Here is a 19,404-nt window from a genome sequence, read left to right on the forward strand (position 1 = left end):
CTAATCAGTAGAGATTATTCGTTGGCTCCCTCAGGATGAGGTCTATCCCTGGCGAGCAGCCGCCCGAACGGCGCGAAAAGGGAGCAGATATGATCGGTGGAAGATTGTTGGCAGTGGCCCTCCCGGCCCTGATCGCGGCTACTCCGGTTTTGGCCAAGCCCGTGCCCATGGCAGCACAGGAGGCCGGGCAGCAGCAAGCGCCCAAGGACGCGCCCAACTTCCTGATCATAGTCGCGGACGATCTCGGATGGTCCGATCTGGGAGCCTTTGGGGGAGAGATCGCGACGCCCAACTTGGACGCGCTGGCCTTGTCCGGGGTGCGCTTCACCGGTTTCCATACCGCGCCAACCTGTTCGCCGACCCGATCGATGTTGATGAGCGGGGTGGACAATCACGAAGCCGGACTTGGTACGATGGCCGAGCTTCTCGGTCCCGCGACGGAAGGGCGCCCCGGTTACGAAGGGTATCTGAACGACCGCGTCGCCTCGATCGCAGAACTGCTGCGCGCGGGCGGCTATGCGACGTTGATGGCGGGCAAATGGCATCTCGGCCTGACGCCGGATCGCGAGCCCGCCGCGCGGGGCTTCGAGCATAGCTTCGCCCTTCTTCAGGGCCTGTCGAACCATTTCGGCGCGGACCAGAACGAGGCCTGGACCAAGGCTGGACTCGCCCCCAGCTATCGCGACGATGGCAAGCCCGCCGTCCTGCCCGACGGCGCCTATTCGGCCGACTATTTCGCCGATCGGTTGATCGGCTATCTCGACGCCGCGACCAAGGCCAGGGACGCCCGGCCTTTCTTCGCCTATCTGCCCTTCACGACACCGCACTGGCCGCTGCAGGCGCCGGAGGAGACGATCGCCAAATATAAGGGCCGCTATGACGCGGGCTATGAGGCGCTACGGGCCGAGCGGCTTGCGCGGCAAAAGGCGCTCGGGCTGGTGCCTGCGGATACGGTTTCGCATAGTCTGGAACTGGCACGCCCCTGGGCTTCGCTCAGCAAGGCGGAGCGGGCGATCGAGGCACGCAAGATGGAGGTCTATGCCGCGATGGTCGATCGCATGGACCAGAATGTCGGCCGCGTCATCGCCGCGTTGAAGGCACAAGGCCGATACGACAATACCATCATCCTCTTTTTCGCCGACAATGGGCCGGAAGGGAACGTCATCGAGGCGCCCAGCCCGAAGTTCAAGGTCGGATCGCCTGCGACGGCCCTTCCGTCCGTCGAGACCTTGGGGATCGACAACAGCCTGGGCAATATCGGCAAGCCGACCAGCTATGTCGGCTATGGCCCTGGTTGGGCACAGGCCAATTCGACGCCGTCCTGGCTGGTCAAGGGCTACACCACCGAGGGCGGTATCCGGGTCAGCGCCTTTGCGGCGGGGCGTGGGATCAGCGGCGGCGGACGGATCGCCAACGCCAATCTGGACGTGCGCGACGTGGCGCCGACGCTGCTCGACTATGCGGGGCTCCGCCAGCCGAGCCGATATGCGGGTCGTGCGGTACTACCATTCGAGGGGCATAGCCTGCGGCCGGTACTCGCCCAAACGGCAGCCGGCGTGCGCCCGGCCGACGAGACGCTGGGCTATGAGCTGTTCTTCCGCCGGGCCCTGCGCAAGGGCGACTGGAAGGTCGTGTTCCTGCCAACTCCGACCGACCGCTATACGCGGGGCGGCGTCAGCACAGGACGGTGGCAGCTTTTCAACGTGGCGGCGGATCCCGGCGAGACGAAGGACCTGGCGGCAGCGGAACCGACCAAGCTGGCCGAACTGGTGGATGCTTATGACCAATATGCCAAGGCCAAGGGCGTCGTGCCGTTGCCCGCAAATGCTAAGGCGTCGCCGGCTCCGGCGGCACGACCATGAGGCGGGGGGCGGCGCTGCTGCTGCTATTGGCGAGTGTGCCGCTCGGCGCACCGGCGGCGGAGCCGGTTCGGCGCTGCGTGGCTCGGGATGCGGTGGTGACGATTGCCGCCGGGTCCGTCCTGTTGGGCGAGGACGGGGCGGATCGACCGGGTGAGCCGACCACGGTCGCTGCCTTCCGCATCGATGCTCATGAAGTCACCAACCGGCAATTTGCCGCTTTTGTCGCGGCGACCGGCTACCGCACACGCGCCGAGCGGGAAGGTGCTTCGGCCCTGTTCGTATCGCCCGATCAGCCGGTGTCGCTCGACGACGCCTCGCGCTGGTGGCGCTGGACTCCAGGGGCGGACTGGCGGCACCCAAAGGGTCCAGGCAGCGACCTGACCGGGCGTGGCGATCAGCCGGTGGTCCATGTCGATCGCGACGATGCGCTGGCCTATGCCCGATGGGCGGGCGGCGCGCTTCCCACGACGGCGCAATGGGAACGTGCGGCGCGTGGCAACCAGAATGCGACGCGCGATCCGATCGAATGGGCATTCGACCACGGCAAGCCGCGCGCCAATGTGTGGGAGGGGGTATTCCCCATCCGTGACACGGGCGATGACGGCTATGCCGGGATCGCGCCGGTGGGATGCTTCGAAGCCAATGACCTGGGCATATACGACATGGTCGGCAATGTCTGGGAATGGGTGGCGGGCGAGGGCGATGTCGGGCTGGTAAAGGGTGGAAGCTATCTTTGCGCGACGAACTATTGCGCCAACTTCCGCCCGGCCGCGTTTCAGGCGCAGGAGCATGACTTGCCGACATCGCATATCGGCTTTCGTGTCGCCTATCCGATCGCGGGACCTTCAGTCGCGCGGCGGCTCTAGCGGGATCAGCAATCGTGACAGCCCCGCGAAACGCGCCGGGTCTTCCCAATTGAGAAGCGGCACATCGTCGCTGTTTATGGCATTGCTTTGCCCGCTTGTCGGATAGCAGGCGGCCAGTACCGGGTGGCAATGGCCCATGACGCGGCGGGCGTCAGCACTGCCACGGTCAAGACACGGACCATCAAGTCGTAAGGACATTGCCGGACAGGACAATCGAGGGCAGGGGTGGGACATGTCCCCATCTGGCCCCGACCCGATCTCGTCACGTTCGTTCCTTCCCCTATGGATTTTCGCATTGGCGAATGTCGGCGGTGTGATCGCATATCTGCCGCTGTTGACGTTACTCGTGCCGCTCAAGGTGGAGGCGATCAGCCCGGAGGGACGGATCACCCTGCTATCTCTGCTCACGGTCGCGGGCGCGGTGGTCGCCAGCCTGGCCAATATCCTGTTCGGCTGGTTGAGCGATCGCTCCGCAGGAACCGGTTGGGGCCGGCGGGGATGGATGGCGATTGGCCTGGGTGGGATCGCGGTCAGCTATGCCCTGATCGCCTGGGCCGCGACTCCCGTTTCCGTGGTCGCGGCGGTCCTGTGTTTCCAGTTCGCGGTGAATGCGCTGCTCGCGCCCTTGCTGGCGATCATGGCCGAAGAGATTCCCGACGCGAAGCGCGGCATGGCTGGCGGCCTGATCGCCCTGGGAAATCCGGCGGCATCCGCTTTGTCGGCCTGGCTGGTTGGGGAGGCGGTGCTGGGCGAGGCGGGGCGTTTGACCGTCGTGGCTGCGATGGTGACGGCCTGCGCCCTGCCGCTGATCGCGACACGGGCGCGGCTCATCACCCCGGCGAAGGTTCAGGACGTCGCGCCGCGGCGCCCGCCGCGGCGCGATTTCTGGATCGCCGGTGTCTCACGCCTGCTGGTCCAAGTCGCCGTCGTCGCTACCCAATGCTATCTGCTTTATTATTTCGAGACGATCGTGCCGCCCTCGCAATGGGCCAACCTGCCACGCTCGGTCGGGCAGCTTCTGACGCTTGCCTTTGTCGTACCGCTGCCGCTTGCGCTGATCTTCGGGCGTTTGGCGGACCGGACCGAGCGACGGAAATATGTGCTACTTTCCTCCGCGCTGGTTGCCGCGATCGGCCTGTTCGCGATGGCATTGGCGCAAAGCCTGGAAGCGGGCGCTGCGGCATTCATCCTCTACGCCGCCGGATCCTCTGTCTTCGTGGCGTTGCACTGGGGCCTCAGTTTCCAGTTGCTGCCCGATCCGCGTCACCATGGGCGGGATCTTGGTCTGTTCAACCTGACCAATACGTTGCCGAGTTTCCTGGGGGCGGCGCTGACCTGGACGTTCGCAACGCCGCAGGATTTCAAGGTGATCCTGCTGGTCCTGGGGTTCCTCACCGCTTCGGGTGGGCTGGCAGTACTGGGGGTAAGGGCATGGCGATGATGATCCGGTGCCCTTAGCTCCCAGCTCCGCCATGGGCTTGGGCCCTTTGGACTAGGTTTTAGGGAGATTGGGCCGTAACGTTTAGGAATGGCGCGACTATTTCATCTCCTGCTGACGCTGACCGCGTTCCTGTCTTCGACGATGGCTTGGGCCCAATGCCGTCCCGGTTCCCTGGATGCCATTATCAAGGGTGAGGCAGCAATTCACCTTCCCACGACGCCATCCATGGGACCCCGACCATTGGTGCTGTTGCTTCATGGCAGCACGAGCAACGGTGCCGAGATGCTTCGGGACAGTGCTCTTGCCGATACGGCGGATCGACACGACTTCATCGTCCTTGCCCCCAATGGCGGCATTCCCGCAGGCCGTGGCTTCGTCTGGAATATTCCCGGAGTCCCGACCGTAACGGGGTCTCTGCCGCCAAAGGATGCGCGCGATGACGTGGCCTATCTCGCCCGGCTCGTAGACCGGATGATCGCAACAGGGTGCGTCGATCGGAGCCGCGTTTACGCAACGGGTCTATCGGGGGGTGGTCGGATGACGTCCTTGCTAGGCTGTCGCATACCGGACCGGCTAGCCGCGATTGCGCCAGTCGTAGGGCTGCGAGCCGGTCGTCCTCTCAAGGGCGATAGCAGCCGTGCCGACCCTTCGACCTGCCGCCCGCCCATCCCCTTGGCTCTTCTCGCCTTTTCCGGCGATGCCGATACGACCAATCCGATAGCCGGTGGCGGCGCACCCTATTGGCAATATACGCAGGCTACGGCGCTTCAGCGCTGGGGGCAGATGAACGGATGCGCCGCGCCCTATGCCCGGAACATCGCCGCGAACATCTATGAACAGGGCTATGCCAAATGCCGGGGTGGCGTCGCCGTTGCGGCGCGTGTGAAACGAGGTGGAGGGCATAGCTGGTCGGTGGTGGACAATGAGGCGATGTGGACGTTCCTGTCCCGATATACACGCCCAACGGCACCCTAGCTTCCGGGGCGGTAAGTCCGCTCTACATGACCGGTGAGCTCGTCCGGATAAAAATAGACCGGGCGCAATCGCCCATTGGCATAGCGCTCGATCTGGTCGGCAAAATGAGGAGAGGCGGGATCGCCGCTCTGGCCGCCAGCCATGACCGCCATGGCCTTCACTCGCGGACCGAATTCCACAACCGCGACGAAGCTGTTCCCGCTGGTCCCATAATAGGCTTTGGTGCCCGGCCAGGCCTTCGCACCGAACGAGGCCAGGCTGCCCCACTGGGCGGAGGTGAAGGGCACGGGCGTCGAGGGTCGCGCATCGTCAAAATGCGGTTGGATGGCATCGTCCAGCCGCTGAAAGCGATTAATATCCCCCCAGCGGGTGCGCCAACTGCCAAAATCGCGCGTAAGGCGGATGACAGCCGATTCCAAGGCGGCGAGTTTGGCCGGGACATCCACATGAGTGGCGATATAGTCCGGGACGTTCATCCGCTGGGCCTGAGCAAAGCCGCCGAACTCTCGCCAGAGCTGATCGCCCCAGAACACGGCAAGGCTGGTTGCAACCGAGTCATAGCCCCAACGATGATCCCAGCCCGCCAGCGTCGCGACGGGCTCCGCCAGCGCCGACCGACGGGGATCGCCAGGCGGCAAGCTCTTCCATGCCGCCACTAGGCCGGGCAACAGTCGAGCAAAGGCAGGCAGATAGGGATCATACGCGGCCTTACGCAGGCTGTCGGGCGTCCAGTCGCGCTTGCCCGTCAGCAACAGGTCTGCATGGTCACCTCGCGCGTTCGCGCCCGTCTGATCCATATAGCGCGGATAGTCGGCGGCCCTCGGACTATCGGGACCAGCAGAACTCCAGGGCCAGTCATTGGTGTTGTGGACCCAGCCCACCCGTGGATTGGCGACGCTGGGCAGGCTGGCGAGCGGGTGAAGGCCTTGCCAGTCGGTCGCGGGATCGCTGCCATCGACGGGGCGGGTATAGTCGAAGCGATTGTCCCGCACCGGCATGAATTGCGGCATCAGGAATGCGATCTCGCCCTTGTCGTCGGCGAATAACGTATCGTTGGAGGAGTTCGCCTTTCGCTCCGCGATCTTCAGATAGTCGGCCAGATTGGTTGCCTTGGTGCGAAGCCAGCTTTGCTCCAGTGCCGGGATGGGGCACCACATCAGCGCCGTGGCGATCCACCGACCGTCTTTCGCCGCTACGATCGGGCCATGATGGGTTCGCCACGTATCGAAGCGCCGCTCACCCATGTTGCCATCGGACCTGCGGAAGCGGATCGTCACGGCGCGCTGGGTGACGGGCCGTGTTTCGCGGCCATAGCGATACGCCCACCCCTTGGGCCCGCGCGTGATCTTCTCGGCGAACTGATCGACATTGTCGACCGTGGACGAGGTATGCATCCAGCCGGCATGCGCATTGAAACCCTGGTAGACGAAGAATTGCCCCCAGGTGCTGGCGCCATAGGCGTTCAGCCCCGTGTCGCTTGTCATCTGCGCTTCGGATCGGAAGTAGAAGCTGGTGTGCGGGTTGATCAGCAGGAGCGCGTGGCCCGCTCGGGTCAACTTGGGAGCAATCGCAATTCCGTTGGACCCGGACGGCTCGCGCGGAACCATTCCCAATTCCTCGGGGCTGGGCGGCGTCGGCCGGCCATAAAAGCTCTTCAGGTCGGCCAGCGAAATGCGTTCGATGTCGCCGCCGATGCTGCCCTCTGTGAAGCTCAACGCCATCCATGGCTCGAACTTGGTCAGGACCTTCGGCTTCGTTTCCGGATGGGTCGCCAGATAATAGTTCAGCCCATCGGCCCAGGCGTCCATGAGCGTTCGCAGCCAAGCGGGACTGGCGGCATATTGCGCCTGTAGCTCCGCCGGATCGACATAGAGACGCTGGCGCAAATCAGCCCAGATCGCCTCTTCGCCCTCCGCCTCGGCGGTCCGCCCTAGCGCGGTCAGATAATTGGCTTCGATCCGCGCGAAATCATCCTCTGCCTGCGCATAGATCATGCCGAATACCGCATCGGCGTCGCTGTGTCCGCGGACATGGGGGATGCCCCAATCATCTCGGGCGATCGTGACCCGGGCCGCCCGTTCCTGCCAGCGTGTCCGGTCCGGATCGGGCACGGCCGCCGCCGTCGCCAGCATCGTCATGAGGATCAGCGGATTGCGTAAGCGTCGCACGGGCTTATTCATGAACCCAGCTTAGGACGGAGGTAGGATAATGGCCATGCGTTGGCTGACGATCATGGCAACGCTGGCGCTGGGCGGTGCGAGCGCGCCGCCGCCCGACTCTTCTTCCATTCTGCTGCGTCCTGCGGCGATATTCGACGGGGTGGACGGCAGGGTTCATGCCGGGTGGCAGGTGTTGGTCAAAGGCGATCGGATCGTGGCCGTTGGTCCTTCGCTTGTGGCACCGGCGGGCGCTCGGATCATCGACCTCGCAGGCGATACGCTGATGCCGGGGATGATCGAGGGGCATGGCCATTTGTTCCTCCATCCCTATGACGAGGCGAGTTGGGATGATCAGGTGCTCCATGAGCCTCTGGCCCTGAGGACCGCCCGTGCGGTCGCCAATGCGCGAGCGACATTGCGAGCCGGTTTCACAAGTGAGCGGGACCTCGGCACCGAGGGCGCCGGATATGCCGATGTCGGCCTGAAGGCCGCAATCGATCAGGGAATTGTCGAAGGGCCGCGCTTGAGCGTCGCGACGCGGGCGATCGTGGCGTTGGGCGCCTATGGACCGAAGGGATTCGAACCGGGTGTGGCTATTCCGCAAGGGGCCGAGGAGGTATCCGGCACCGAACAGATGGTGGCGGCGGTCCGGCGGCAGATCGCGGCTGGTGCCGACTGGGTGAAGCTCTATGCCGATTATCGTTGGCGCGCGGGCGAGGAAAGCCGCGCGACGTTGAGCATCGATGAAATCAAGGCAGCGGTAGACGCCGCGCATGACGCAGGACGCCCGGTGGCAGTCCATGCGGCGACGGCTGAGGGAATGCGACGGGCGATCGAGGCGGGGGTCGATACGATCGAACATGGCTATGGCGGCACGGTAGCCATCTTTGCGGCAATGGCGGCCAGGAAGATCGCATTGTGCCCGACGCTCGCCGCCGCCGATGCGAGCGCCCGCTATCGCGGCTGGAATGGGAGCGAGCCTGCGCCCGCGAGCGTGCGGATCAGCCGGGAGAGCTTTCGGCGCGCGCTCGCCGCGAAGGTGCCCATCTGCATGGGCGGCGACGTGGGCGTCTTCGCGCACGGGACGAACGCGCGTGAGATGGAATTGATGGCGGCGGCCGGGATGACGCCAGCGCAAGTCTTGATCGCCGCGACTTCGGGCAACGCACGCTGGATGCGTATAGGCGATAGGCTGGGCGCGGTGACGCCCGGATTGCTTGCCGATCTGATCGCCGTCGAGGGAGATCCGACGATCAAGATTGGCGCGATACGATCCGTCCGCATGGTCATGAAGAACGGTAGGGTAATCGCGATCTGATATCGAGGGTCAACGACGAGCCATGGCCGCTGACCCTTCTGACCTTACCAGACGTGAACGCGCTGCTCGGGCGTCAGATACAGTTTCTGGCCGGGCTCGACCTTGAACGGGGCGTACCACGCGTCGAGGTTCCGGACGGTCAGGACACGCCACGGAGCCGGCGCGTGAACATCGGTGGCGATCCGCGCCCGCAGCGCCTTTTCGCGCATCTTGGTCCGCCAGCTTTGGGCAAAGGCCAGGAAAAACCGCTGATCCCCGGTCAGGCCGTCGATCACGGGTGCGGGCTTGGCGCCGAGCGACGCCCGATAGGCCTCGTAGGATGCCGTCAGGCCGGCGACGTCCGCAATATTCTCGCCCAGTTCCTGTTCGCCGTTCAGATGAAGGCCGGGCAACGCCTCATAGGCGCTATATTGGGCAATCAGTGCCTGACCGGCCCCTTCGAAGCGCTTGAGGTCGGCGGCCGTCCACCAATTGTGCAGCCGTCCGGTGGAGTCGAAGTCGCTGCCGAGATTGTCGAAGCTGTGGCTGATCTCATGCCCGATCACCGATCCGATCGCGCCGTAATTGGCGGCGGCGTCGAACTTGGGATCGAAGTACGGGCTTTCGAGGATCGCGGCGGGGAAGTTGAGCGCGTTCTGAAGCGGCAGGTTGACCGCGTTCACCGTCTGCGGCGTCATCCACCATTCGCTGCGATCGACCGGCTTTCCAAGCTTGGACAGATGATAGCGATACAAGGCGAGCCTTGCCCGCTGCGCATTGCCGACCGGATCGTCGGCGCGCACCGTGAATTTGGGATAATTCCACCAATGGTCGGGATAGCCGACGCCGACCTTCAGCACCGCCAGTTTGCGCCGTGCCTCGGCCTTGGTCGCGGGGGCCATCCAGTCGAGCGCGGCAATCCGGCGATCGAAGGCGGCGACGATGTTCGTCACCATCTGTTGAATTTCGGTCTTGGACGACGCAGGGAAGTAGCGCTCGGCATAGATTTTGCCGACCGCCTCGCCCAGTGCGCTGTTGACGGCGGCGATGCCGCGCTTTTCGCGCGGCTGCTGGGCGGGTGTGCCGTTCAGCGTGCGGCCGTAGAAGCCGAACGAGGCATCGTCGATCGCCTTGGGCAGCGAACCGGTAACCTGATTGATCGTGTGGAACGCCAGCCAATCCCGCCAGCTTTGCAACGGTTCGCTGGCGACGAGCGCGGACAATTTGATGATCGCGTCGGGCTGCCAGGCGATGAAGTCCCGCTGGCTCGTGGGAATGCCTGCCGCGCTCCAGAACGCGGCCCAGTCGATTCCCGGCGCGCGCGTATCGAAATCGGTACGGGTCCAGGGATTGTCGCCCTTATGCGCATCCTGGCTGGTAATGATGTCGGTCTGCGCGGCGGCGATCTGCATTTCCAAGGCGAAGACACGATCGGCGCGAGCCTGTGGGTCCGACAATCCGGCAAGCCGCATCAACTCGGTCAGATAGCCGCGATAGGCCGTCCGGATTTCCGCCATTTCGGGCTTGTCGGAAAGATAATAGTCCCGGTCGGGCAGGCCGAGCCCGCCCTGCATCAGATAGGGCACGTTTCGGGTCGGACGGTTCAGGTCCTGGCTGACGAACAGGCCAAACAGGTCGTTGGTGCTGGCATAGTTGTTATTGTTGAAGGGATCAGTGTCGGAGCGCATCGCCGCACCGATGGCACGAGACAGGCCATGCTTGTCTGCGATCGCTGCAATGGCGGCAAGATCGCCCGCAATCGGCTTCAGACCGCGCGCCTCGATACCCGTCACGTCGGTATAGGCGGCATAATAGTCGGCGATACGCTGCTGATCGCTGCCCGGCGCGCCCTTTGCCGAGGCAGCGCCCCTGATGATAGCGGCCGTGCGCCCCTCCGCCCGAAGCGATACGTCGAGGCCGACGCCGATGGAGGAACGGTCGGCCGGGATCTGCGCAGTCTTGGCCCAGGTGCCGTTCGCATAATCGTTGAAGTTGTCACCGGGTTTGACGCTGTCATCCATCAGCGCCTTGTCCACGCCGGGCTGGAAGCCCGTCTGTGCAATGGCGGAGGAAGCGAGCAGGGCAAGGACAATGGCAAAGCGCTTCATGGGTATCCCGTGATCACAAATATATACCCAATGGAGCCGCCATTGCGCAGGCCAAGTCAAGACCGATAGTATGAACTTCGCTTCATGATCTTCGACGCGAACGGCCCGCAGGAGGCGTTCCTATTCGGCCTTCAACCGGGCATTTCGGATCAGGGTCAGCCGCGGGTCGCGGCAATAGGTACAGTCGGCGCCAGTAAAGTGCCGAGCGGCTTTCGCGTCGCCCTTCAATCGCCAATCCAGCCATGCCGTAACGACCTGCGCGGCGACACCGCCATGGGGCTGCATATAGGTGCCGCCATGGCCGACCGGTACATCGACCAATGCGGCGGGAATATGGGTGATGCGCTGGAAATCGTCGCTCCCATTGCCGTGCGCGATGTCGGTCGGGCCGCCCAGTACATACAGGGTCGAGCCATCGAGCTTGGCGAGCAGGGCCTTGTCCGACACGATACCGGGAATGGGATTGCCACCAGCGGGGAAGAAGCCGCTGTTCATGATGACCGATGTTCGCACGCGCGGATCCGCCGCAACGGATAATGCCTGAAGCCCGCCGCAACTCCAGCCGGATACGGCGATAGCCTTGATCGCGATATGCCCGCGAAACGGGCTGCCCTGGCGGCTATTCTCCGCGACCGCCCAATCGATGGCATCGGCCAGCAAATGGGTTGCCGTTTGGACCTGCAATCCGCCATCGCCGCCCGGCGAAGGCTTGGCCGCTGCGCTCTTGGGGATGGTGCCCGACGCGATCACCAGATAGCCATGGGATGCGATCTCCAGCAGATGATTGCGCGACGCAGTACCATCCGCGCCGCATCCACCGTTGCCGAAAACATAGATGCCGAGCTTGTCCCGCCCCAGCGCGCCCAGGTCGGCTGGACGATAAACGACGTGGTCGGGCAGGTCGGCTCGCTCTTCCAATATTGCGGGGAAGCGACCCGTTCCGCGCTCGGTTTCGGCTGGCGCAGCGCTCGCCACCGTCGCAACGCTCAGTAGCGCAATCGGCGCGAACCGCCAGAGCCAACCATTCGACATGAGTTTCCTCCCCTTGGCGCCGGCCCGTTCGACGACCGGCGCTCTATCGAACGGAAGGTTATGGAGTTTTGTCCTATTCGCAACAGGTTCGAGGCGATAGCTTAGGCGACAGCTTCCCTTTCGACGGGATGGGGGCGCAATGTCACGATCCGCCGTACGTGATCCGGGTCTGTCAGGCGTCGCGAAGGTCTGCCGATCAGATAGCCCTGGATCGCCGTACAACCTTCCCGCGCGACGATGGAAAGCTGAGCCGGTTCCTCGACGCCCTCTGCCAGCACCGGCATGTTCAGCGTCGCGCCCAAGGCTGCTACCGAGCGCAGGATCGATACGGCCTGCTCGTCATGTTCGATCTCGGACACGAACGAAGCATCGAGCTTGATGCGATCGAACGGGAACGATCGCAGCACGTCGAGCGAGGAATAGCCGACGCCGAAATCGTCCAGGGCGATGGCGATGCCCATCGCCTTCAGCGCCTTGAGTTGCTCCAGCGCGAAGCGGCGGTCGTGAATGATGGCGCTTTCGGTCAGTTCGAGGAGAAGGCGTTCGGGCGGCAATCCGCTATCGCTCAGTGCAGACCGCACGGTCTCGATCAGGCGCGGATCGGCCAGATGCATAGGCGACAAATTCACCGAGACCGGATGGCGGTTGGTCCATAAGGCGGCCTCGAAGCAGGCCTGACGCAATATCCAGATGCTCAGCGGGACGATGTCGCCGCTCTTCTCGGCCAAGGGAATGAACGAGGCTGGCGGGACCATGCCGCGTACGGGATGGTGCCAGCGGATCAGCGCTTCGTAACCGCAAATCTCGCCAGTGGTGACGGACGCCTGAACCTGATAATGAAGTTCGAACGCGCCTTCATCCAGAGCCGTGCGCAGGTCTACGACGAGTTCACGTCCTTCCCTGACCGCATCGTCCATCTCCGAATCGTAGAAGCAGGGTTCGTTGGAGTGGATGGATTTCGCCCGGTACATCGCAAGATCGGCCTTGGCGAGCAGCGCATCGGCGTCGAAGCCATCGTGTATCGCCAGGGCCACGCCAATATTCGCGCCGATCGATGCGGTGAACCGATCGAAGAGAAAGGGTGCGCTGCAAACCGCAGTCAGCCGGGCGAGGAAGTCCTCGAGATCGACTGGCTCATTATAGGAAATCACCGCCGAAAACTCGTCGCCGCCCAACCGGGCGATACACTCGCCGGGTTTCACCATCGCCGTCATCCTCGTCGACAAGGCGACGAGCAGCTGGTCTCCCGCCTGGTGGCCATAGGTGTCGTTGACGACCTTGAACCGCGACAAGTCCATCATGATGACGGCCATGCAGGGATAGCCGTCCTTAATGAGGAAGCGTCTTTCCAATTCCTCGATGAAGCACATCCGGTTCGGGAGATCGGTCAGACTGTCATGCATCGCCAGATAGCGAAGACGACGATAGGTTTCGGACTGGGTATGGCCGTCAATCAGTGCGCTGATCGCCGCGCAACCGACGATGATGCCGGTCGCCACGGTGGTCGTCGTCGCGAGCGTGACCATGGTGAGATCGGACAGGCCGTGACCCAGCTTCAGGACCGTGATGCTCATCGCGGTCATCCCGGTGAAGTGCAGCGCCGCCACGGCGGCGCTGAGCAGGCTTACGGCGTTGGCATTTCGCCATGCGCTCCGCCCCGTCAGCACATGAAAGGAAAGGGCGGCCAGACCACTTGACAGCAACGCCGAGGCGGCGACGTAATTCCAATTCCAGGTGACGATGCCGTCGACGCGGTACGCTGACATGCCGATATAGTGCATGACGGTTATGCCAAGGCCAATGACGGCACCCCCCAGGGCGCCCGCCCATCGACGTCGATGAGCCGCCAGAGCCAGGCCGGGCATGGCAATGCCGATCACCGCCAGGAGCGAGGATAGCGTCAGGATGGGGTCGAGGATGACGGGTGCTGTCGTTCGAAACGCCATCATCGCGACGAAGTGCGTTGCCCATACCATCGTTCCAGCCCCCACCGACGTCAGGGCGATCCAGCCGAAGCGGCGATAGGAGAAGGACGCCCGAACCCGGTTGAACAACTGTACGGTGGCGATCGAACCGGTCAGGCAGATCAGCAGGGCCATTCCGACGAGTCGCAGATCATGCTGCTGGACGGTGCAGAGGACGACATCGATCATGCGACGCCCCCAATCCTGAGCAGGTCCGCACGCGCTTCCAGGGCGGTCGCGGCCTGCCGGCCGAGGGCGAGAAGATAGGCCTTCTGGTCAGCCGATGCGGGTTTGCGTTCCCGCGTGTCGAGCACACACAGCGCCCCGACATCGATTCCGCTGCGCACCCGCAACGGGACGCCGATATAGTAGCGGATATGGGGCGCGCCCGTCACCGCAGGCAGGGAGGCAAAACGGGAGTCGCCGCAGGGATCGCAGACTTCCAGAGTGTCGGGCCGATCGAGCGCGAAGTTGCAAAAGCTTCTGTTACGGGGATGGCATGCGACATCCACACCGTGGCACGCCTTGAACCATTGTTGATCGGCATGGATCAGCGAAAGCAGGGCCAGCGGCGCATCGAACGAACTCGCCGCCGCCGAGACGAAGCGATCGAACGACGCCTCGGGTGGGGTCCCCAAAATGCTCAAGGCATGCACGGCGTGGGAGCGTCGCCGCTCCTGGAACAGGCTTTTGAGCATCGTCTCTCGTACGCAATCGTTATATGCCCATTTTGGTCGCATCAAAGCCTTAAGAAATCGTGCCCTCCCCGAAACATGTTAAGCGAGCGACGTTTCGCAAAACGGGATGGCGTCCGTTTTCACGTCGAAGCATTTGCCCTGTGGCGGCGCTTATCGGTTCGCCGAAGCGACCACCGCTCTCGTAACGTCACCCATCAGCCGCATCCGTGCGGGGATGGGTTGTCGCGTGCTGCCGATCATGACTGCGACGGCATAACGATGACCATCCGGCGCGACCAGCAGACCGACATCGTTATAGCCGGTCGCGAGGTTGCCCAGTTCCTGGCCCGTTCCCGTCTTGTGCGCCAACGTCCAGCCGGGGCGAAGGCCGGACTTCAGGCGGAGCGGGCCGGTCTTGCTCGACCGCATCAGCGTGAGCAGTGAATCGGTCGATCGCGGGGTCAGCAGCTTGCCCTGCGCCAGCAGGGACAAGCCGAGCGTCACGCCACTGGCCGATGCACCGTCCATAGGGGCCGCGAGATAGCGACGCAGCGCCTTGTCGCGGGCTTCATAGCTCATCGCTGCGCGGGCCTGCAGAAAGCCCCAACCCCCGGCCCATTCCGGCCGCCATTCCAGCCCGGCGGTTCGCGCCTGCAACACGCGCTCGCCAGGACCAAACTTAACGCCGGCGATACCCTTTCTAGCGAGCATGCGGTTGATCGCGCTCGGGCCGCCAACCTTCCAGAGAAGGACATCGTTGCAGGTATTGTCACTGCGGGTCATCGCGCCGCGCAGCAGTTCGCCGATCGTCGTCCGATAACCGGTCTTGCCGATGAGCGCGCGGATCGGTTGATGGAAAACGGTCAGGTCGGACCGAGTGACTGTGACGGGATCGGACAGAGACAGGTCGCCGCGATCCACCGCGTCCATGACGGCGATGGCGACCCAAAGCTTGCTGACGCTCTGCTGGGGGCGGGGGCGATCGCCTTCCCACGCCACCACCCAGCCTTCGTCGATGTCACGAACGCTAATCCCGACCTCACCGTTGAAGCCAGCGCCAAGCGCCTGAATGACATTCAACAGGTCAGCGGACGGCTGCGGCCGAACCGGGGCGGGTCGGGTAACCGGAGCGGCCGGTCTGACGGTCTGCACCGTGATGGGAACGGGTGCTGCGGGCGGCACAGGCCGCTGTACGGTGGGAACGCAAGCGGACAACAAGGCCGCGCCGGCGATCAGCACGGCCGTGCCCAATGACGATGGAAGTGACAACGGAGCGTCCCTTTTTTGCGGGTTTGTAGCGGACCGGTCGCGGGGCGGCACCCGACCGGACGGGATACTCGACGCGCCTGACGCACCGCTCATCGGGAAATTACCTGGCTGGGAACCTATGGCCTTGGGATCGCTTGCTCTCTCAAACAGCGAAAGGCGCTTCCATGTCTTCTTCTACGCCAATCTGGTTCATCACGGGCTGCTCGACCGGCTTCGGTCGCGAATTGGCGAAACTCGTTCTCGAACAGGGCAAACGCGCCGTCATCACAGCCCGGCGGCTCGGCGACGTCGTGGACATCGTCGAGGGCTATGACGATACGGCCTTGGCGCTGGAACTGGATGTCACGAACGACGCCCAGATCGCCGCTGCGGTGGCGGCGGCTTCAGATCGGTTCGGCGGCATCGATGTTTTGGTGAACAACGCCGGCTATGGTTACCAGAGCACGATCGAGGAGGGCGAGGATCGTGCGATCCGGGCGCAGTTCGACGTCAACGTCTTCGGCCTGTTCGCGCTGACGCGGGCCGTCCTGCCGATCATGCGGAGCGCGCGCCGAGGGCATATCATCAACATCACGTCGGTGGCTGGGCTCGTCGGATTTCCGGCATCGGGCTATTATGCCGCATCCAAACATGCGGTCGAGGGTTGGTCGGACTCGCTCGCCGCCGAGGTCCAGCCGATGGGCATCGATGTCACCTGCGTCGAGCCCGGGCCATTTCGCACCGATTGGGCCGGACGCTCGCTGCAGCAGACGCCGAGCCGGATCGAAGACTATGCGGAGACGGCGGGCAAGCGTCTTGCGAGCACGCGTGAGGTCAGCGGCTCGCAAGCGGGTGACCCCATTCGCGCCGGCCGCGCGATGATTGCGATCACCGAAGAGAAAGAGCCGCCCCGTCACCTCGTCCTTGGCAAATGGGGCTATGATGCCGTCACCGACAGGCTGAAGCACCGCGCGGCGGAAATCGAGGCGAATCGGGAACGAAGCCTGAGTGCGGACTATCCGACCAACTAAGCGTTCCGTCCTGAGACAGACTGCCCGAACCAAGTCGAACGGGTGTTACGCGACGCGGCACAGCGATCGAGCGTTGCTATCGATCCACGCCTCGGCCTTTGCCAGAGCGGGCTGGTCGTCCACGTCGATCCAGTCGACATCGGTGCAATCCAGCGTCCATGCCGCGTTACGCGCTGCGAGGACGCGCATTCCTTCGGTCAGCGAGGGGGCCTCGAGTCCGTGCAGAGCCTGGAAAAGGCCGCTTCCGATCGCAAAGACGCCAGTGTCGAAACAGTCATAGTCGGTCAGGCCCTTGCCGATCGCGACGATCCGCGCGCCTTGGGTCCGGACACAAGTCACGTCCTCCAGATCGACCCAATCGCTGTCGATGCGCCGATCGATGGCCAATCGGGCCCCGCCGCCCGTACCCGCAGTGGCGGTACGGCGGTAGAGTTCGGGATCGGCCAGATGATCGCACATCGCCAGCAAGGCGTCCTGGCCGCCGATCAACGGTTCGGCCGCCAGGACGGACACGCCATTCGGCTTTCGATAATCCGCGACCCGCACCGTCCCGACCGCGATCGGCCAATTCGCGCTCGCGAGGTGGCGTTCGATGCTGTCGGCACCATAGCCGAGCACCACCACCGCACGCCGCAATCCCGCCTCCGCCAGGCCGTGCAACGCATGATCGATCAAGGCGCGATCGCCGACGCGGCAGAGCGGTTTGTAGGGAGCAGCGGAGCGAAGGCGACTGCCTTCGCCCGCGGCGAGCAGGATTGCGGAATCGATCACCTTATTGCAGCGTGATGAAGTCTTCGACCGCCTGCGCGGCGAGATCGTCGGTCATCTGCGTGCGCGGGTGCTTGCAGAAATAGGCCGATGCCGCGTCGATCGGGCCGGACAGGCCACGGTCCTTGGCCAGCTTGGCGCAACGGATCATGTCGATGGCGACGCCCGCGCTGTTCGGGCTGTCCTCGACCGAGAGCCGCAGTTCCAGGTTCATCGGCACGCCGCCGAACATCGCGCCTTCCATGCGCAGGAAGCAGACCTTGTTGTCATTCTGCCACGGCACATAGTCGGACGGACCGATATGGACGTTCTCGTCTTCCAGACGCTCGGCGGCGACGGACTGCACCGCTTCGGTCTTCGAGATCTTCTTGGAGGCGAGGCGGCGGTGGTTCGACATGTTGAGGAAGTCGGTGTTGCCACCGGTGTTGAGCTGATAGGTGCGTTCCAGCTTGACGCCGCGCTTCGCGAACAGATCGGTCAGCACGCGGTGAACGATGGTCGCGCCCAGCTGCGCCTTGATGTCGTCACCGATGATCGGCACGCCGGCGGCCTCGAACCGTGCCGCCCATTCGGGATTGCTGGCGATGAAGACCGGGATGTTGTTGACGAAGGCGACGCCCGCCTCCAGCGCGCATTCGGCGTAGAACTCGCTCGCCTTCTGGCTGCCGACCGGCAGATAGTTCATCAGCACGTCGGTGTTGGATTCGCGGAGCGCGGCGACGACCTCTTCCTTGGTCGGCTCGGGCGCGTCCGCCAGCAGGAAGGTGCGATCGTCCTGATATTCGGCCATATGCTCGGCCACGCCGTCCAGGACCTTGCCCATACGCACGGTCGCGCCGGTGGTCTCGATCGTTTCGCAGAAGATCGCGGTGCAGTTGGGCTTGGCGAAGATCGCCTCAGCCACATCCTTACCCACCTTGCGCTTGTCGACGTCCCAGGCCGCGACGACCTTGATGTCGCTGGGGCGATAACCGCCCAGATCCCAGTGCATCAGCCCGATCGTCTCATTGGCGCCATCGCGATAGTGCGACAATCCTTGAACCAGTGAGCTGGCGCAATTGCCGACGCCGACCACGGCGATATTGATGCTCGTCATTGGGTGTTCATGTCCTTCGAGTGGATCATAGATGATGAAAAGGGGCGGGCGTCGGCTGGGATCAGGCGTCGCTCGACGCGCCGGTGCCACACCAAGCCGGTAAGCAGGATCAGGGTCAACGGCCCGAGCTCCACCCACCAGAACCAGCGGGGATCGCCCGCCAGACAGGCCAGAAAAATCGTATAGACGCGGACATTGGCGCTCAGTAGGCTCATCAGCCGCATGGGTGGAGTCGATGCACGGCCATAAACCGACGCGAGCGGCATGGGATCGGACTCGCGCCCCAGGACGGCGTCGAAGCGGCGTGCGAAGCGTTCCAGAGTGGCGGCGACATGGTCGTAACACCGGACCAGGGGATTGCGGCTGACCGGCAAGGGCGAGGACGCGGCAATGCCCTTGCACCGGCGATGGAACCGCGCCCGCTCGCTTTCGTAGAAGTTCGACTGGACGGCATGAGCTGCACCAGCCGCGACCGCCAGTGCCCAGCCACCCACCGTTCCGATCGACCATGCGAGCGAAACATAGATCAGCGCGAACACGCCATGGTCACACAAGCCGTCCAGCGCCCGTCCTAGCGCACTCGCAGTGCCCGTCGCACGTGCGATCATGCCGTCCAGTCCATCGGCGATCAGCCAGCCGATGGACAGGATGAGACCGCAAAGGACGAAGCGCCAATCCTGCCATTGCGCATAGCAGAGAGCGGCCAGCGCCCCCAGGATCAGGCCGCCGACCGAAACCATATTCGCCGACACACGGCGGGCAATGAACCAGGGCAGCAGCGAATAGGCTGCTGGGTGTACGATCCAGAGATTGGTCGGATCCTCGATCCGGCGATCCCGCGACCGGTCCGGTGGAGGACGTGTCATGCGGTTGTCACATA

At 63.9% G+C, this 19,404-nt stretch carries 15 protein-coding genes and 1 pseudogene; 7 read left to right on the forward strand and 9 right to left on the reverse strand.

Going from position 1 to position 19,404, the window contains the following annotated elements; genetic code table 11:
- Nucleotides 1-89 precede the first annotated feature (89 nt).
- The 5 genes and pseudogenes from NZL82_RS09205 (at nucleotide 90) to NZL82_RS09225 (ending at nucleotide 5,144) form a co-directional block, all read left to right on the forward strand.
- Complete coding sequence (locus tag NZL82_RS09205; protein ID WP_405051356.1) at nucleotides 90-1,862, forward strand: arylsulfatase; 1,773 nt, start codon at nucleotides 90-92, stop codon at nucleotides 1,860-1,862.
- Entirely contained in the window at nucleotides 1,859-2,728 is an 870-nt protein-coding gene (locus NZL82_RS09210; protein WP_261269461.1) for a formylglycine-generating enzyme family protein, read from the forward strand. The genes NZL82_RS09205 and NZL82_RS09210 overlap by 4 nt, the downstream gene beginning before the upstream one ends.
- A gap of 232 nt (nucleotides 2,729-2,960) precedes the next feature.
- Nucleotides 2,961-4,169, forward strand: coding sequence for an MFS transporter (locus NZL82_RS09215; protein WP_261269462.1), 1,209 nt, complete (start codon nucleotides 2,961-2,963; stop codon nucleotides 4,167-4,169).
- A 141-nt stretch (nucleotides 4,170-4,310) separates the two neighbouring features.
- Nucleotides 4,311-4,757: pseudogene (locus NZL82_RS09220) on the forward strand (alpha/beta hydrolase family esterase); the annotation flags it as partial.
- 84 nt (nucleotides 4,758-4,841) lie between these two features.
- Nucleotides 4,842-5,144: a hypothetical protein gene (locus NZL82_RS09225; RefSeq protein WP_261269610.1), complete on the forward strand. Its 303-nt coding sequence runs from the start codon at nucleotides 4,842-4,844 to the stop codon at nucleotides 5,142-5,144.
- On the opposite strand, the gene NZL82_RS09230 is transcribed toward NZL82_RS09225, so the two are convergent.
- Complete coding sequence (locus NZL82_RS09230; RefSeq protein ID WP_261269463.1) at nucleotides 5,141-7,324, reverse strand: penicillin acylase family protein; 2,184 nt, start codon at nucleotides 7,322-7,324, stop codon at nucleotides 5,141-5,143. The genes NZL82_RS09225 and NZL82_RS09230 overlap by 4 nt on opposite strands.
- A gap of 28 nt (nucleotides 7,325-7,352) precedes the next feature.
- Here NZL82_RS09230 and NZL82_RS09235 point away from each other — a divergent pair, with 28 nt between their 5' ends.
- Nucleotides 7,353-8,621, forward strand: coding sequence for an amidohydrolase family protein (locus tag NZL82_RS09235; protein WP_261269464.1), 1,269 nt, complete (start codon nucleotides 7,353-7,355; stop codon nucleotides 8,619-8,621).
- A 44-nt stretch (nucleotides 8,622-8,665) separates the two neighbouring features.
- Here NZL82_RS09235 and NZL82_RS09240 read toward each other — a convergent pair whose 3' ends face one another.
- The 5 genes from NZL82_RS09240 to NZL82_RS09260 form a co-directional block, all read right to left on the reverse strand.
- Nucleotides 8,666-10,708, reverse strand: coding sequence for a M13 family metallopeptidase (locus NZL82_RS09240; protein WP_261269465.1), 2,043 nt, complete (start codon nucleotides 10,706-10,708; stop codon nucleotides 8,666-8,668).
- Between the two features lie 120 nt (nucleotides 10,709-10,828).
- The gene (locus tag NZL82_RS09245; protein ID WP_261269466.1) at nucleotides 10,829-11,740 is read right to left on the reverse strand and encodes a hypothetical protein; all 912 of its coding nucleotides are present in this window, start codon (nucleotides 11,738-11,740) and stop codon (nucleotides 10,829-10,831) included.
- A 101-nt stretch (nucleotides 11,741-11,841) separates the two neighbouring features.
- Entirely contained in the window at nucleotides 11,842-13,893 is a 2,052-nt protein-coding gene (locus NZL82_RS09250) for a bifunctional diguanylate cyclase/phosphodiesterase (RefSeq protein ID WP_261269467.1), read from the reverse strand.
- Nucleotides 13,890-14,402 (reverse strand): GAF domain-containing protein, encoded by a 513-nt coding sequence (locus NZL82_RS09255; protein ID WP_261269468.1) that lies wholly within the window; start codon nucleotides 14,400-14,402, stop codon nucleotides 13,890-13,892. The genes NZL82_RS09250 and NZL82_RS09255 overlap by 4 nt, the downstream gene beginning before the upstream one ends.
- A 150-nt stretch (nucleotides 14,403-14,552) precedes the next feature.
- A complete protein-coding gene (locus NZL82_RS09260; RefSeq protein ID WP_405051362.1) occupies nucleotides 14,553-15,539 on the reverse strand; it encodes a serine hydrolase in 987 nt (328 codons plus the stop codon).
- Nucleotides 15,540-15,814: 275 nt separating this feature from the next.
- Here NZL82_RS09260 and NZL82_RS09265 point away from each other — a divergent pair, with 275 nt between their 5' ends.
- A complete protein-coding gene (locus NZL82_RS09265) occupies nucleotides 15,815-16,660 on the forward strand; it encodes an oxidoreductase (RefSeq protein WP_261269470.1) in 846 nt (281 codons plus the stop codon).
- A gap of 45 nt (nucleotides 16,661-16,705) precedes the next feature.
- On the opposite strand, the gene NZL82_RS09270 is transcribed toward NZL82_RS09265, so the two are convergent.
- The 3 genes from NZL82_RS09270 to NZL82_RS09280 are packed head-to-tail and all read right to left on the reverse strand — an operon-like array spanning nucleotide 16,706 to nucleotide 19,390.
- Nucleotides 16,706-17,431: an NTP transferase domain-containing protein gene (locus tag NZL82_RS09270; protein WP_261269471.1), complete on the reverse strand. Its 726-nt coding sequence runs from the start codon at nucleotides 17,429-17,431 to the stop codon at nucleotides 16,706-16,708.
- 1 nt (nucleotide 17,432) lies between these two features.
- Entirely contained in the window at nucleotides 17,433-18,524 is a 1,092-nt protein-coding gene (locus NZL82_RS09275) for an inositol-3-phosphate synthase (RefSeq protein ID WP_261269472.1), read from the reverse strand.
- The gene (locus tag NZL82_RS09280; protein WP_261269473.1) at nucleotides 18,521-19,390 is read right to left on the reverse strand and encodes a CDP-alcohol phosphatidyltransferase family protein; all 870 of its coding nucleotides are present in this window, start codon (nucleotides 19,388-19,390) and stop codon (nucleotides 18,521-18,523) included. The genes NZL82_RS09275 and NZL82_RS09280 overlap by 4 nt, the downstream gene beginning before the upstream one ends.
- Nucleotides 19,391-19,404: the final 14 nt, after the last annotated feature.

Origin of the sequence: Sphingomonas sp. LC-1 (genome assembly GCF_025371035.1) — a bacterium.
GTDB lineage: Bacteria > Pseudomonadota > Alphaproteobacteria > Sphingomonadales > Sphingomonadaceae > Sphingomonas > Sphingomonas sanguinis_E.